The sequence below is a fragment of the Streptomyces sp. NPDC002156 genome (assembly GCF_053593675.1).
Genome location: NZ_JBSFDA010000042.1, coordinates 1 through 15,353, shown reverse-complemented (window position 1 = coordinate 15,353; position 15,353 = coordinate 1). Strand labels below are relative to the sequence as shown.

General features: G+C 71.1%; 11 protein-coding genes. All 11 read right to left on the bottom strand.

The window, feature by feature from the left end:
- Positions 1-72 precede the first annotated feature (72 nt).
- The 11 genes from ACWCRB_RS19205 to ACWCRB_RS19155 all read right to left on the bottom strand — a co-directional run bounded on the left by ACWCRB_RS19205 (position 73) and on the right by ACWCRB_RS19155 (position 15,106).
- Complete coding sequence (locus ACWCRB_RS19205; RefSeq protein ID WP_450997178.1) at positions 73-1,458, bottom strand: PP2C family serine/threonine-protein phosphatase; 1,386 nt, start codon at positions 1,456-1,458, stop codon at positions 73-75.
- Positions 1,459-3,999, bottom strand: coding sequence for a tetratricopeptide repeat protein (locus tag ACWCRB_RS19200; RefSeq protein ID WP_450997177.1), 2,541 nt, complete (start codon positions 3,997-3,999; stop codon positions 1,459-1,461). It lies immediately after the preceding gene.
- Positions 3,999-5,324 carry a hypothetical protein gene (locus tag ACWCRB_RS19195; protein ID WP_450997176.1) on the bottom strand — a complete coding sequence of 442 codons (1,326 nt, stop codon included), beginning with the start codon at positions 5,322-5,324 and terminating at the stop codon, positions 3,999-4,001. Before ACWCRB_RS19195 ends, ACWCRB_RS19200 begins: the two co-directional genes overlap by 1 nt.
- 69 nt (positions 5,325-5,393) lie before the next feature.
- Positions 5,394-6,476 carry a glutamate ABC transporter substrate-binding protein gene (locus tag ACWCRB_RS19190; RefSeq protein WP_450997214.1) on the bottom strand — a complete coding sequence of 361 codons (1,083 nt, stop codon included), beginning with the start codon at positions 6,474-6,476 and terminating at the stop codon, positions 5,394-5,396.
- An 88-nt stretch (positions 6,477-6,564) separates the two neighbouring features.
- Positions 6,565-8,046: a hypothetical protein gene (locus ACWCRB_RS19185; protein ID WP_450997175.1), complete on the bottom strand. Its 1,482-nt coding sequence runs from the start codon at positions 8,044-8,046 to the stop codon at positions 6,565-6,567.
- A 250-nt stretch (positions 8,047-8,296) separates the two neighbouring features.
- Positions 8,297-9,268: an N-acetylglucosamine kinase gene (locus tag ACWCRB_RS19180; RefSeq protein WP_450997174.1), complete on the bottom strand. Its 972-nt coding sequence runs from the start codon at positions 9,266-9,268 to the stop codon at positions 8,297-8,299.
- Entirely contained in the window at positions 9,259-10,524 is a 1,266-nt protein-coding gene (locus ACWCRB_RS19175; protein WP_450997173.1) for a 6-phospho-beta-glucosidase, read from the bottom strand. The genes ACWCRB_RS19180 and ACWCRB_RS19175 overlap by 10 nt, the downstream gene beginning before the upstream one ends.
- Positions 10,521-11,438, bottom strand: coding sequence for a carbohydrate ABC transporter permease (locus ACWCRB_RS19170; protein ID WP_450997172.1), 918 nt, complete (start codon positions 11,436-11,438; stop codon positions 10,521-10,523). Before ACWCRB_RS19170 ends, ACWCRB_RS19175 begins: the two co-directional genes overlap by 4 nt.
- Positions 11,439-11,443: 5 nt before the next feature.
- A complete protein-coding gene (locus ACWCRB_RS19165) occupies positions 11,444-12,403 on the bottom strand; it encodes a carbohydrate ABC transporter permease (RefSeq protein WP_450997171.1) in 960 nt (319 codons plus the stop codon).
- 3 nt (positions 12,404-12,406) lie between these two features.
- On the bottom strand, positions 12,407-13,738 hold the full coding sequence (locus ACWCRB_RS19160; protein WP_450997170.1) for an ABC transporter substrate-binding protein: 1,332 nt from the start codon (positions 13,736-13,738) through the stop codon (positions 12,407-12,409).
- A 147-nt stretch (positions 13,739-13,885) separates the two neighbouring features.
- Positions 13,886-15,106: an ROK family transcriptional regulator gene (locus ACWCRB_RS19155; protein ID WP_450997169.1), complete on the bottom strand. Its 1,221-nt coding sequence runs from the start codon at positions 15,104-15,106 to the stop codon at positions 13,886-13,888.
- Positions 15,107-15,353: the final 247 nt, after the last annotated feature.

Below are 15,353 nucleotides of genomic sequence, written 5' to 3'. Positions count from 1 at the left end.
CCTCCGTGGGGCGGTGACTGATGCGGACCGGTCCCCTCCGGTCCTTCTGAGGACACCCCCGTGTCAGTGTCCTCAGGCCGATCCTGCCCCCTGTGAAGGGGCCGGGAACGGCACGACGGCCACTGTTACGTTGTCGTGGCCCCCGCCGTCCAGTGCGTGACCGACCAGGACCCGGGCGGCGTGCAGCGGGCGCGCGGAGGCGTCCGGCGGGAGAATCTCGGCCAACTCGTCCGCCGCCTCCGCGTAGTTCCACAGTCCGTCCGTGCACACCACCACTACACCTGGCCGGTCCGGCTTGAAGGAAGCGGTGTGCGGCTCCAGTTCGTACGCGTCCGCGCCGAGCCAGCCCGTGATGGCGTGGGCGCGCTCGTCGGCGTACGCCTCCGCCTCGTTCATCAGGCCCGCGGCGACCATCTGCGCGGCCCACGAGTCGTCCTCCGTGAGGCGGGCCGGGGCGGCGGAGCGGTCCAGCGGCACCCAGTAGGCGCGGCTGTCGCCGACCCAGCCGACGACCAGCAGCGTCGGGGTGACGACGGAGCCCACCAGGGTGCAGGCCGGGGAGTTCTGGTGCGGGGTGTGCTCGCGGGCCCCGCCGGGCTCGTCCGCGAGAGCGTTCACGGCGTGCGAGGCGGCGATGATCGCGTCGTGCATCGCCTGCTGCGGGTGCGTGCCCTGGGGCAGGGCCGCCATCAGCGAGTCCCCGGCCGCCCGGGACGCGGCGAGCGAGGCCTCGTCGGGGCGGGTCGCCGAGGAGACGCCGTCGCAGACGATCGCGACCAGCGCGGGCGCGCGGTCGGGCAGCGTGGTGTGGGAGATCGCGTACGCGTCCTCGTTGCGGTGGTGGCGCAGGCCCCGGTCGGTGACCGCGGCGAGCGGGCCGACCTCGTCCTCCATGTGGTCGCGCTCGCGCGGCTGGGCGTGCCCGCAGTTCTCGCAGTACCCGTCGAGGTCGACACGGCCCGCCCGGCAGGCCACGCACACCTTGGTGCCGGCCGGGGGCGTCGAGGCCCCGGCGGGGCGCGGGACGGGCGCCTGGAGCGGGTACTCGTCGGGCTCACCGCCGTCCCGCCGGTCGAACCGGACGCCCGTGGCCGGGGAGACCGGCGAGCCCGTGGGCGGCAGACCGCCGGGCAGCGGTGGGAGCGGGGTCTCGCCCGAATCGGAGCCCGGGAGGTCGGTCGCCAGGTGCACCGGCGCCGGGGTGCCGGAGCTGCTGGTCTCGGGGGCGCGGGGCCAGTCCACGGAAGCGGCCTCCGGAGGCGGGAGCTGAGCGGCGGCGAGCGCGCCGCTCAGGGTGAGGGTGGGAGAGTCACCGGGGCGCGGGGGCACGGCCGACAGGTCGTACCCGCACGCGCCGCAGAACCGGTCGCCGGATTCGAGGGGCTCCTCGCAGCTCGGGCACCGGGACAGGGCCGTCGGCTGGGACGGCTGGGGTGGCTGGGGCATCTGGGACATCAACTACACCCACGTCCGGGGGCGGTAACGGTTGGCTCGTTCCACCAGGTCGATCCTCTCCTCGCCGCCCTGCGCGAGCCGGGCCAGCGTCCGGTACGAACGCTCAAGGCCGAAGCGCAGGCCACGCTCGTCCAGGTCGCTGCCGAGCAGCACCCGCCCCCCGACGGCCGGAGGGGCGGAAGCCTGGTCCTGGGAGAGTATCCAGTCCAGCGCGCAGCCGAGGACTTCCGTCGACAGCTGCTCCCGCCGGACCGCGTCCAGACCGTAGCCGCCGAGCGCCTCCACCTGCCCGGCGGACGCGATCAGATCGTCCAGGAAGGGTGCGTCGGCGGGTGCGGCCGTCCGCTGCCGCAGCCGCGCCCGTACGGCCGCCACCCGGGCCGCCGTGTAGTGGATCGACGCCTCCGGGACCGACTCCAGGGTTTTCACGGCGCTACGGCGGTCGCCCGCCGCCAGCTGGACGCGGGCCAGGCCGAACGCGGCGCTCACATAGCTAGGGTCGGTCGTCCACACCAGGCGGTAGTACTCGGCGGCGTTGTCGAGCTGCCCGAGCACCTCCGCGCACAGCCCGAGGGCCAGCTTGGGCGGACTCTCGCCCGGGAAGGCGTCGTAGATCGCGTCGAAGGACAGCGCGGCGCTCTCGTGATCGCCCGTCACCAGCGCGGCCACGCCCTGGTACCAGACCACCCGCCAGTCGTCGGGCCGCTCCTCCTCCAGCTCGACCAGCGACGCCAGGGCGGTCGCTGGGTCGCCGTTCTCCAGCTGGGCCCGGACCTGCCGGAGCCGGGTCTCGGTCGACTGCGCCGGGACCACCGCGAGGGCCGCGATCAGCTCACCGGCCGCCGAGGCCATCAGCCCGGCCAGGAAGCCCGCGTTGGGGTCCGTCGGGTCGACCCGGGGCACGGGCAGAGCGAGCGCGGCGGCACCGGCGGCGATGGCCTTCACGAGCCGCGGGGTGCCGGTGAGCGCCCTGGTGGTGCCACCGAGGGCGGGAGCGGCCGGCGCCGAGGACTTTCTGCCCGGCGTCACCACGCGTGCCCCCAGCCGCGACACGTCCCCGTCGAGCGCCCCGAACAGCTCCGAGTCCGTGACCTTCAGCTCGGGCCCGAACAGCGTCGACAGCGCGGGCCTGGACCGCCCCGTCTGGAGCGACACCACCTCGCGCAGGACGCCCGTCAGCTGCTCCGCCATCTCCTGCGCGGACGCGAACCGGCGGGCCGGGTCGGGGTCGGTGGCGCGGACCAGGAGCCGGTAGAACGACTCGTACTGGCGGAAGACCTCGATGTGGTCGGGGTCGGGCAGGGAGTCCACGAACACGTTCGTGTAGCCCTGGAAGTCGAACGTCATCACGGCGAGCGTGCGCGCGACCGTGTACAGGTCGGACGCCACCGACGGGCCGACCTCCGCGACCTCAGGCGCCTGGTAGCCGACCGTGCCGTAGATGGCCGACTCGTCGTCGTCCATCCTGCGGACCGCGCCCATGTCGATCAGCTTCAGCTGGTCCTCGGTCTGGATCGCGTTGTCGACCTTGAAGTCGCAGTACAGCAGGTTGCGGCTGTGCAGATGACCGAGCGCTTCGAGTGCCTCGATGCCGTACGCGCACGCCTGTTCCACCGGCAGCGGGTCCCGCTTGCCGGCCGGGGTGCGGCGGTCGTTGGCGATCTCCTTCAGCGACTTGCCGCCGACGTACTCCATGACGATGTAGCCGTCGAGCGAGCCCGTGCGCTGGTCGAGGTGCTCCACGAAGTTGTAGATCCGCACGATGTTGGAGTGCTCGATCTCCGCGAGGAAGCGCCGCTCGGAGATCGCCGCGGCCATCGCGTCCTGGTCGCCGGTGTCCAGCAGGCCCTTGAGGACCACCCACCGGTCGGACACGGCCCGGTCCACGGCGAGATAGACCCAGCCGAGACCGCCGTGCGCCAGACAGCCCACCACCTCGTACTGGCCGCGCACGATGTCACCGGTCTCGAGCTTCGGCACGAACGAATACGGGTGTCCGCACTTCGTGCAGAACCCCTCCGTGCGCCCCGGCCGGCCCTCGCCGCGCGCCCGCCCCACCGGCGCCCCGCAGTCGGAGCGCGAGCAGAACCGCTTGCGTTCGGGAACCTCCGGGTTCTCCAGCACCATCGCGCGCGGGTCGGGTCGCGGCACCCCCGGCACCTCGACCAGACCCACACCGAGCCGCCCGCGCCCGGAGGACCCGGCGGTCGACCCCGAGCTGCGCACCGACACCGAACGGCCCGTCGACTTCCCCGACAGGGCTCGCGAGAGCCGCCCGGAGACCGAGCGGCGGGACTGCGAGGACCGAGAGGTACGGGAGGAGGCGCGGGAGCTCGACGAGGACGAACTGCCGCGCCCGGAGCCCCGTTTGCCGCCCCCGGTGACCCCGGTGGGCGGTGAACCGACCATGCCGGTGGCCGACACGACCGGTGCGAGTCCGCACGTGTCGCAGTACAGCTCGCCGCCGCCCATGTCCTCGTAACTGCCCTCGCAGTCGGGCCGCTGGCACTTCTGCTGCTCTGTCCCGCTCTCGGTCTCGCTCATCAGTAGTCCCCCCTCCGGTCACTGGGCCCGGCCTGGCCGGGCACCCGCGGGCCGCCGAAGAACTCGGCGGCGGCCTGCTGGTAACGCAGCACGGCCTGCTCCGCGACCCGCAGGTCGCAGGGCGCGCTCCACAGCATGCGGCGCGCCGCGTCGTACCGCTCGATCAGCAGCGGGTCCTCCGCGAGGCCGTGCCTGGCCACCTTCGCCTTGTACGCGTCGAGCCGCCCGCGCAGCTCCGCGCGGACCGCCAGCGGCTGGGTGACCGCCGTCAACGACTCGCGGGCGCGCATCAGTTCGTCCTCCGCCTTCGCCTCCAGCGACTCCAGGAGCGGCGAGAGCCGGTGCCACTGGGCGTGTCGGCGGTACTCGGCGGCCGTCGACAGCTGCTCCTGGAGCGCGGTGGGCGGGCCGCTCACCGCGGGCACCTCGGACGCGGCGATCTTCGCCAGCACTTCACCGCGCGCGCTGCGCGCCTCGGCGAGTGTGCGGTCCGCGCGGGACAGCAGGTCGCGCAGGTTGACGAGCCGCGCCTCCGCGTCCTGGCGGACCGTCAGCACGGCGTCGATCTCCCGGCGGACGTCCTCCAGGGCGCGCGCCTCACGGTCGTAGACCGTGGTGTCCGGACGGCCGCCGCCGGGCGCCGAACTGCCCTGTGCGGGCAGCCAGAACGCCAGCGGGTCGGAGATCACCCGCTCGCGCAGGGCGGTCAGGGTGCGCGTGATGCGCTCCAGGTCGTCGCCCGCCGGGTGCTCGCCGGGGCGCACGCCCACGGAGTGCGCCAGCTGGCGGGTGCGCTGCAGCTCCGCGGCCAGTAAATCTATCCGCGCGGGCAGGGCCGACCAGACGGCGTCGGCGGTGACGACCATGTCCAGTGAGCTCGCGTACAGCTCGTTCATCCGCTCCACCAGGGCGGCCAGCGAGTACGCCTGGCTGAGCCGGCTGGTGCCGTGCAGGGTGGGCGCGTTGGCCGTGGCCGTCGCGCTGCCCGCGACCGTGACGCACTCGCCGCGCAGCAGCTCCGTCAGCTCCACCAGGTCCTCGCGGCTGGACCAGCGGCGGCGGGAACGGATCTCACGGGCGGAGCGCAACGCGTCCGAGTACGCGTCGAAGTACGCCCACAGCAGCGTGATCGACGCGTCCGCGGACGTCCAGCGCTCCTTGGTCGTGCCGGTCAGCTCGGCGCCTTCGAGGAGTCTGCGGCCCGCGTGGTCCTGGAGGGCGAGGAGCGAGGTCTCGATCGCCTCGTGCTCCGCGCCGAGCCGCGCCAGCGCACGGTCCACCTCGTCCCGGTCCATCACCGGCCCGGTGGCTCCCGTGACGCCCATCGATCACCTCGACTAGTCGGCCCTGCGGTCAGTTGGTTGGTTGGTTGGTGAACCTGGTTGGTGAACCCGTCACTTGTAGCGTGGCACCGGCGGCTTCGCCGACTGGGAGTCACTGCCCAGGGTGGGCAGCAGCCATTTGTCGTACGACGTTTGCCAGCCGCCGTCCTGGCGGTACTGCTCCAGTATGCGATTGACCCGTGCCGCCAGGTCGTTCGCACCCTTCTTCACCGCCACGCCGTAGTACTCCTTGGTGAACGTGGCGCCCTTCAGTTCCACCGTCGGGTCCTGGGCCGCCTGGCTCGCGGCGAGCGCGCCGTCGGTCACCACGGCGTCCACCAGGCCGAGTTGGAGCTGTACGAGACAGTCGAGCTGGTTGGGGACGGTGGTGGCGATGTCGGCGGAGGCGACCGCGGCCTTCTTGGCTGCCTTGTCCTCCGTCAGCTTCTCCAGCGCCGTGGAACCGTCCGCCGAGCAGATCCTCTTGCCGTCGAGAGTCTTGTCGTACCCCTTGATCGTGGAACTCTTGGGCGCGAGGACCTGCTGGCCGGTGAGGAAGTACGGGGCGGAGAAGGACACGTCCTCCAGTCGTGAACAGCTGATCGTCATCGTGCGGACGATCATGTCGACGAGGCCGGCCTTGATCGCCGGGATGCGCTGGTTGGTCGGGATGGCCTTGAACTGGACGGCGTTCTCGTCGCCGAGGATGTCCTTCGCGATCCGGTGGACCAGGTCGATGTCGAAGCCCTCCAGCGAGGCCTCCGGGCCGCCGTTCGGATCGCGGTAGCCCCAGCGGTAGCTGTTCTGGTCGACGCCGACGATCAGCTTGCGGTCCTCGCCCTTGCGGGCCTTGATCGCCTCGATCGTCTTCCCGTCCAGGACGGACGGGGGCGGGCTCTGGTCCTGCGCGTTCACGCAGGCCTCCGCCTTCGCCTGGATGCCCTCGGCGACGCCCTGGCCGCCGGTGCCCGTGCTGCCGTCGCCGGACGACTGGGTCAGCGGGAGCAGCAGCGCGAAGGCCACCGCGAGGGCGCAGACGGCCGCCATCGCCCCGACACCGCCCCAGCCCCGCAGTCCGGCCCGCAGCGTCCGGAGACCGGCCCGCAGGACCTGGAGACCGGTGCGCGGACCCCGCAGAAGCCGCTGTGCGTTCATCGTCACGCCCCCTCTCATCGCCCGAACTTCCTTGCCGCCGCACTCCCTTGTACTGCGTCGTACCGCATCTCTACCGTGTCGGACCGCATCAGCGGTACTCCGACAGCCTGCGGCCGATGCCGAGCACCGCGCCCGCCGCCCCCAGGACGGCGAGGGCACCGGCGCCCACCGGGAGGCCGGTCATCGCGTCCCGGCCGTTTCCGGCGGCCTGCCGGAACTCCGTCTGCTCGTGCCCGATGGCCGTCTTCAGCGCCGTGTCGACGTTGTCGAAGCACTCGCCGGTCGGCTTGTCGTCCTTGCCGCCTATGACCTTGGCGAGCGCCTGCTGGAAGTCACCCGACTTGTACGCCGTCTGCGCGGTCCTGTGGCGGTTCTCCCACTCCTCCATGCCGCCGACGGCCGTGGTGACCGGCTCCTTGCCCGCCCGGTCGTCGGCGAGCCGCTCGGCCTCGGCCAGGCCCTTGCCGAGCGTCCTCATGTCCACCTGGAAGTCGTTGTCGTAGGCGTCGACGACCGAGCCGTCCTTCAGCTCGGTCGTCTCCGCGCCGCGCGCCACCAGCGTCAGGTTCTCGTTGCCGCGCGCCTTCAGGGAGGCGATCCGGGCGTCGTGCAGGACGTTCAGCGAGCGGATGCCGTGGTCGTAGGAGTCGTTGAGGCCCGAGCGGGCGAAGCTCTGCCCGGCGACCAGCCACAGCAGGACGACCGTCGCGGTGGCCGTCGCCGCCACCAGACCGTGGTTCAGTACCCGGTTGGTCCGCCGGTAGTTGCGCCGCTGGGCCCAGACCAGGGCGCCGAGCACGACGACACCGAGCCCGATCGCCGCCCATGGGTACGAGGTCGCGTCCGCGTAGTCGGAGCGCAGCCGTTGGTTCTCCCTGGCGTAGAGCTTCTCCGCCTCGGGGAGCATCTCGTCCTGCATCTTCTCGTTGGCCAGGCGCAGATACGAGCCGCCGACGGGGAAGCCCAGCCGGTTGTTGGCGCGGGCCCGCTCGATGTACCCCGTGTACTCCGTCAGCAGCTCGTTGAGCCTGGCGATGGTCGCCGCCGACGGGGAGTCGGGCTCGGAGTTGGTCGCGGCGCTGGAAAGCTTGGCGGCGGCGTTGCGGATGTCCCGCTGGTAGCGCTCGCGGGAGTCCGCCGTCTCGTCACCGCCGGCCAGGAAGCCGCTGGAGGCCGCGGTGTTGGCGTCGGCGAGGGAGCTGTAGATGTCCGCGGCGGCGGAGCTGAGGGGCTGGCTGTTGTGCAGCACGTCGTCGGCGGCGGACGAACGGTCCGTCATCTGCCAGGCGGTGACGGCGCCGAACGCCACGACGAGCGCGGCGAGCAGGGCGCCGATGATCCGCAGCCGGCCCGGCTCGGTGGTCGCGGCGGCCCGCAGCTGGTCGACGCCCTCGGCGAAGGCGGTGCGGCGCGGCGGTTGGGGGACGCCGGGGGCCGGACCCGCGCCCGCCTGCGCCGGGACGGCGGGTGGGGGCGGGGCGGCGGGCGTGCCGGTCGTGCCCACTGTGCCGGGCGAGTTGGGCGCCGGTGGTGCCGCACTGCTCGTGGATGTCACTGTGACCTCCCCCATGGTCATCCGTCACCGCCAGTATCGCCCCCGGCACTGACAATCCGCACCGGCCTTCACTGGATCTTGATCGGATCGCAGTGCGGCCGCGTTGTGTTGCAGTGCGGAGGCGTTGTGCGGGGGCGCGCTGTCCTGCATTCGGACATACCCGCGCTCCCCGCACCACCCCTCTGCCCATGAATACGCCGCCGGAATCTGTTCGGTTCCCGTACGAAGGGGGTCAGACCTCGTATCGGACCTGGTGTCGGTCCTCTCAGTCCTCGTAGAAGCTCCGTACGCGCGCGTGCACCTCCGCCGGGGCGTTCGTGTGGTCGAGGCCCAGCAGCGCCGCGCCCAGCACCGGCCGCGCCGTGACGACCTGCGCGACCGCCTTGGGCGCCCGTGCGGCCAGCAGTTCGGTGATGCGGTCCGTCAACCGGGCGTGCTGGGCGGCCAGTACACCGCCGCCCAGCAGAACCGGCGTCTCCTCTTCGAGGAGACCGAGGCGGTTCAGCGCGACCGTGGCCATGGCGACCACCTCCTCGGCCAGCCGGTCCACCAGCGCGCACGCCACCGGGTCACCGTCCGCCGCCGTCGCGAACAGCACCGGCGTCAGCTCGTGCCGCCGCGCGTTGTCGACGTGCCCCAGGTGCAGGGCCTCGATCAGCGCGTACATGGAGGTGAGCCCGAAGTGCGCGGGCAGGGCGGTGAGCAGCGCCGTCGGACCGCCCCGCCCGTCCTCCGCCCGCGCCGCATGCCACATGGCCTCCTCCGACAGGCCCCAACCGCCGCCCCAGTCACCGGAGATGCGCCCCAGCGCGGGGAAGCGGGCGGTGCGGCCGTCCGGGGTCATCCCCACGCAGTTGATGCCGGCGCCGCAGACGACGGCGACCCCGCGCGGCTCGGTGATCCCGGCCCGCAGGATCGCGAAGGTGTCGTTGCGTACGTCGACACTCGCACCCCACGCGCGTGCCCGCAGCGCGGCCGTGAACTGCTGTTCCTCCACGGGGAAGTCGGCGTTCGCGAGACACGCCGAGACCCGGTCGACGGAGGTGACCCCGGCGGTGGTGAAGGCCTCGTCGACGGCGGCTGCCAGCCCGGAGACCGCCACGTCGAGGCCGTCGGTCGGCGGCCGGAACCCTCCTCCCCGCGCGGTGGCCAGCACCTCGCCGTCGGCGGCGACCACCGCCACGTCGGTCTTGCTGTTGCCGGCGTCGACGGCGAGGACGTGTGCGGTCATGCCCACGCGAGATGCTCCCGGTTGTGCGCGATCAGGGTGTCGGTCAGGGTCTCCGCGTAGTCGTACTGTCCGACCAGCGGATGGGCGAGAAGAGCCCGGAAGACCCGGTTCCGCCCGCCGTGCAGAGCGGCTTCCAGGGCCAGTTCCTCGTAGGCGGTGACATGGGCGATCAGCCCCGCGTACAGCGGGTCGACCGGCGCGACGGCAAGGGGAGTCGCACCCTTCGGGCCCACCGCCGCCTGGGTCTCGATCACCGCGTCGTCCGGCAGGAAGGGCAGTGTCCCCTTGTTGTACGTGTTCACCACCTGGTAGGGACTGCCGCCCCCGCCCAGCAGCGACGCGGCGAGGTCCACCGCCGCCTCCGAGTAGAAGGCGCCGCCGCGCTTGGCGAGCAGCTCCGGCTTCTCGTCCAGGGCCGGATCGCCGTACATGCGCAGCAGTTCCGCCTCCATCGCCGCGACCTCGGCCGCCCGGGAGGGCTTGGTGCGTAGTTCCCGTACGACGTTGTCGTGGGCGTAGTAGTAGCGCAGGTAGTAGGACGGGACCGTCTCCAGGCTGTCCAGGACAGGGCGCGGAAGACGGAGGTCGTCGGCGATGGCGTCGCCGTGTTCCGCGAGGAGCCGGGGGAGGACGTCCTCGCCCTCGGGGCCGCCCAGGCGGACGCCCGTCTCCCAGGTGAGGTGGTTGAGGCCCACGTGCTCCAGGTGGACGTCGGCGGCGGTCACCCCCAGCAGCGCGGCGAACTTCCGCTGGAAGCCGATCGCCACGTTGCACAGGCCCACCGCCTTGTGGCCGGCCTCCAGGAGGGCGCGGGTGACGATGCCCACCGGGTTGGTGAAGTCGATGATCCAGGCGTCCGGGTTGGTACGGCGGACACGCTCGGCGATGTCCAGGACGACGGGCACCGTGCGCAGCGCCTTCGCCAGTCCGCCCGCGCCGGTGGTCTCCTGGCCGACGCAGCCGCACTCCAGGGGCCAGGTCTCGTCCTGCTGCCGTGCGGCCTGGCCGCCGACGCGCAGCTGGAGCAGCACGGCGTCGGCGCCCGCGACGCCCGCGTCGAGGTCGCCGGTGGTGGTGATCTTCCCGTTGTGCCCCTGCTTGGCGAAGATGCGCCGGGCGAGCCCGCCGACCAGCTCCAGCCGGTCGGCGGCCGGGTCGACGAGCACCAGTTCCTCTATGGGCAGGGTGTCCCTGAGCCGGGCGAAACCGTCGATCAGTTCCGGTGTGTACGTCGAGCCGCCGCCGACGACCGCCAGTTTCATCCTTTGACTCCTGTCAGGGTCACGCCTTCGATGAAGGCTCTCTGCGCGAAGAAGAAGACGGCGATCACCGGGGCCATGACGAGCAGGGTCGCGGCCATCGTGAGGTTCCAGTTCGTGTGGTGATTGTCCTTGAAGGACTCCAGCCCGTAACTGAGCGTCCAGGCCGCCGGGTTGTCGCTGGCGTAGATCTGCGGGCCGAAGTAGTCGTTCCAGCAGTAGAAGAACTGGAACAGGGCGACGGCGGCGATCCCCGGCTTGGCGAGCGGTATCACGATGCGTACGAGGGTGCGCAGGTCGCCGCAGCCGTCGACCTTGGCCGCGTCGAGGTACTCGTCGGGGATGGTCAGCAGGAACTGGCGCAGCAGGAAGATGCTGAAGGCGTCGCCGAAGGCCATCGGGATGATCAGCGGCCACAGGGTGCCCGTCAGATGCATCTGCTTCGCCCAGAAGAGGTACATGGGGACGATGACCACCTGCGGCGGCAGCATCATCGCGGAGACGACGAGCATCATCGCGATCCGGCGTCCCCGGAAGCGGAACTTGGCGAGGGCGTAGGCCACCGGGACGCTGGACAGCACCGTCAGGAGGGTGCCCAGACCGGCGTACAGCAGGGTGTTGCGCCACCAGGTGAGGAAGCCGGGGGCGTTCCAGACCTTCGTGTAGTTGTCCCAGTTCCAGGAGCGCGGCCACAGCGCGCTGGTCAGCGCCTGCTGATCGTCCATCAGGGAGGTGAGGAGGATGAACACGAACGGCAGTACGAAGAACAGTGCGGCCGCGATACCGAGGGAGTGCACGGCGATCCAGTGCAGCAGCTCCTTGCGGCGGGCGGCACGGGCCGCCGGGCTCCGGCCGGTCGTGGCGGCCGGGCCGTGCGTGGCGGGGGCCGGGGGACGTGCGGTGACGGTGTTGGTCAAGGGGATCAGTCCTCCACCGTGATCAGGCCGCTGCGGCGGCGCATCAGCAGCGCGGTGAACGCCATGGACAGGATGAACAGCACCAGGGCGACCACGCACGCGGAGCCCGTGTCGAAGCGCTGGAAGCCGAGGGTGTACACGAGCTGGGGGAGCGTCAGCGTGGACTTCCCCGGGTAGCCGGGCTCGTAGATCTGACCGGCCCCGGCCCCGATGACACCGCTGGCCGTCTTACCGGCGATGAGGGGCTGCGTGTAGTACTGCATGGTCTGGATGACCCCGGTGACCACGGCGAACAGCACGATGGGCGAGATGTTCGGCAGGGTGACGTACCGGAAGCGCTTCCAGGAGCCGGCGCCGTCGAGTTCGGCCGCCTCGTACTGCTCCTTGGGCACGTCGAGCAGAGCCGCCATGAAGATGACCATGAGGTCGCCGATGCCCCACAGCGCGAGCAGGGTCAGCGCCGGCTTCGACCAGGACGGGTCGTTGAACCAGCCGGGCTGCGGCAGTCCCAGGTCGCCGAGCACCTGGTTGACCGGCCCGGTACCGGGGTTGAGCAGGAAGGCGAAGGCCAGGGTCGCGGCCACGGGCGGGGCGAGGTACGGCAGGTAGAAGAAGGTACGGAACATCCCCGCGCCCGTCTTGATCTTCGTGATCAGCAGCCCGACGCCGAGCCCGAAGGCCACCCGGCACGCCACCATGATCACCACGAGCCACAGGGTGTTGCGCATCGCGGCCCAGAAGAAGGGGTACTGCGTGAAGACGTACGTCCAGTTGTCCAGGCCGTTGAAGGTGGGCGGCTTGAAGCCGTCGTACTTCATGAAGGAGAAGTAGACGGTCGACAGCAGCGGATAGACGAAGAAGACGCTGAAACCGATGAGCCAGGGGGAGAGGAACGCCAGCGTGCGCAGCCCCTCCCGGCGGCGCTTCGAACGAAGCGCCGCCGAGTGGCCGGAGAGGATGGCCATGGGCTACTTCGCCTTGTTGATGTCGGTGTCGATCTGCGCGGCGGTCTTCTTCAGCCCCGCGTCCAGGTCCTTGGTCTTCCCGGACTCGTAGTCGTACGCGAGGTTCTGCAGGGTCTCCTGGTAGGCGCTGCCGTTGACCGCGGCGGGCGCGGTGTTGCTGTACTGGTTCTCGGCGATCTTCACGAAGGCCTGCATCGTCGCGTCGTTCTTGAGCTTCGGGGACTTCAGCGCCGCGAACGTCGAGGGGACGTTGTTGATGGCGTTGGCGAAGGAGACGACCGCGTCGGTGTCGGTGGTCATGTACTTCACCAGCTCCCAGGCGGCGTTCTGCTTGCTGCTGGTGCTGGCGAGACCGATGACCGTGCCGGTCAGGAAGCCCTTGCCGTAGGTGTCGGCCTGGTCGTCCGGCACCGGGAAGGGCGCGACGCCCCAGTCGAACTTCACCCCGGCGTCCTTCATCATCCCGCCGCGCCACTCGCCGTCGATGTTCATGGCGATCTGGCCGGTGTGCAGCGGGTTCTGCGCCGACCACTCGTCACCGAAGGTGGCGCGGTACTTCTCCAGCTTCTCGAAGCCGCCGAGCGACTTGACCATGTCCTGCTGCCAGGTCATCAGCTCCTTGAAGGCCGGGTCCTTGGCGACGTTCGACTTGCCGTCGGCCGTGAAGTACTCGGGGCTCCACTGCGCCGCGAGGTGCGGGACGGTGACCTCGTAGCCGTGGAAGTTCGGCATCCAGCCGAGCTGCGAGTAGCTGTCGCCCTTGCTCTTGGTCAGCTTGACGGCGTCGGCCTTGAACTCGGACAGCGTCTTCGGCGGGGAGGTGATGCCCGCCTCCTTGAACGCCGTCTTGTTGTAGTAGAGGCCGTACGCGTCGCCGAGCAGGGGCAGTGCGCAGCGGGTGCCCTCGAACTGGGTGTAGTCCAGCATCGGCTTGGGGAAGGTCTTCGCGGTGTCGACGTTCGACTTCTTCAGGAACGGGTCGAGGTCGGCGAAGACACCGGAGGAGCAGAACTTGCCGACGTTGCTGGTCTCGGGGGAGGCCACCACGTCCGGGGCGTTGGAACCGCCGGCGCGCAGCGCCTGGTTCACCTTGTCGGCGTCGACGTTGCCGACGACCTTGACCGTGATGTTGGGGTGGACCTTCTCGAAGGCCGCGATGTTCGCCTCGATCGCCTTGACCTCGGTGGGGGCGCTCCAGGGGTGCCAGAAGGTGATGGTCGTCTTCTGGTTCGGGTCGTCGGTCGCGCCGGAGGTGCTGGATCCGGTGCAGGCGGTCGCGGTCAGGGCGAGCGCCGAGAGGGCGCCGGCGAGACAGACACGGCTGATTCTGGGCATGACGGAACTCCTTGGCAGAGGGGTGTTCTACGGGTGTTCTCGGGATGGCGGACGTTCGGCGTGCGGGCATGCCGGTGCCAGGGCGGGCGCACGGGTGGTGACGGGAGCGTCAGAAGGGGAGGAAGGGCAAGAGGGAGGACTGGCGGATCAGGGGGTGCGATCCGTGGTGTCGAAGACCTCGTCCCTGGTGGCCGCGAGAGCGGCCTGCAGGGCTCCGCACAGCACGGGCCCGTCGGGGATCGTGCTGAGCCGGATGGCGGGACGGGGTACGGCGAGTTCGGCGAGTTCGGACTGGATCAGGGCACGGAGGGGTTCTCCGCCGGCCGTGATCACCCCGCCCGCCAGGATGATGAGTTCGGGGTCGATCACCGCGACCATCGCGGCGAGTCCGGTCGCCAGCCGGGTGGCGTACTCGGCGAGAACGGCCGCGCCAGGACCGTCGGTGGCGCGGGCCGCCTCGGCGACCACGGCCGCGGCCTTCGCGGCGGGGCTGCCGCCGGGCGGCGGAGTCAGTCCGTGCTCGCGGGCCAGGTTCAACAGGGCCCGCAGGCCGGCCAGTTCCTCGAAACCGCCCGCGTTGCTGCGGGCGACATTGCGTACGAGTGGCGCGCCGGGCAGGGGGAGGAAGGCGACCTCGCCCGCACCGCCGGTGGCGCCCCGGTGCAGTCGGCCGCCGATCACGACCGCCGCGCCGAAGCCGCGCTCGCCCCAGAGCAGGGTGAAGCTCTCGTGGCCGCGTGCCGTGCCGATGCGCTGTTCGGCGATGGCGGCGAGGTTGACGTCGTTCTCCACCTCGAAGGGGATCTGGCCCAGTGCGGCGGCCAGTTCCTCCAGCAGCCGGGGTGAGTGCCAGCCCGGCAGGTGCTTGGCGTAGCGGAGGTTGCCGGTGGTGGGGTCGAAGGCGCCGGGGGTGCCGATGGCGAGCCGGTGCACATCGGTGCGGTGCAGACCGGCGTCCTTGACCGCCCCGTCGAGAGCCTGGAGCACACGGTCGACGGGACCCTGTGTTCCGCGCCCGGGTGTGGGCAGCTCGAAGTGTCCGACGGTGCGGCCGGTGATGTCGGCGACGGCCGCGCGGATGCCCGAGGGGGTGACGTCGAGCCCGGCGACATGGGCGGCGGCGGGGTTCACCGCGTACAGCTGGGCGCTGGGGCCCGGCCGGCCCTCGCTGGTGCCGGTGGCCAGGACCAGACCGGCGGCCTCCAGGCGGGCGAGGAGCTGGGAGGCGGTCGGCTTCGACAGTCCGGTGAGGTTGCCGATCCGGGTGCGGGACAGGGGCCCGTGCTCCAGGAGGAGGTCCAGGGCGGCCCGGTCGTTCATGGCACGCAGGACGCGCGGGGTGCCTGGCGTGCCTGCGGTTCCTGCCATGGGGGTCTGCACCTGCCTTTCCGTCGCCCAGTTTTTCACGGTCACCGGCGGTGGGTGTTCCACGATGACTGTTAGGAAGGTTTCCTATCGGATGGCAGGAAGGTAGGACCGGACCAAGGCAGGCGTCAAGGGGGGAACCGGAAGGAAAACCGCGCGGAAACGGAGTCGTTACCTGCGCGCACCGACGGAGTCGCTACCTGCGCACACAGCCTTCACGTAGTCATGCGCATGCCAAATACAGACACAC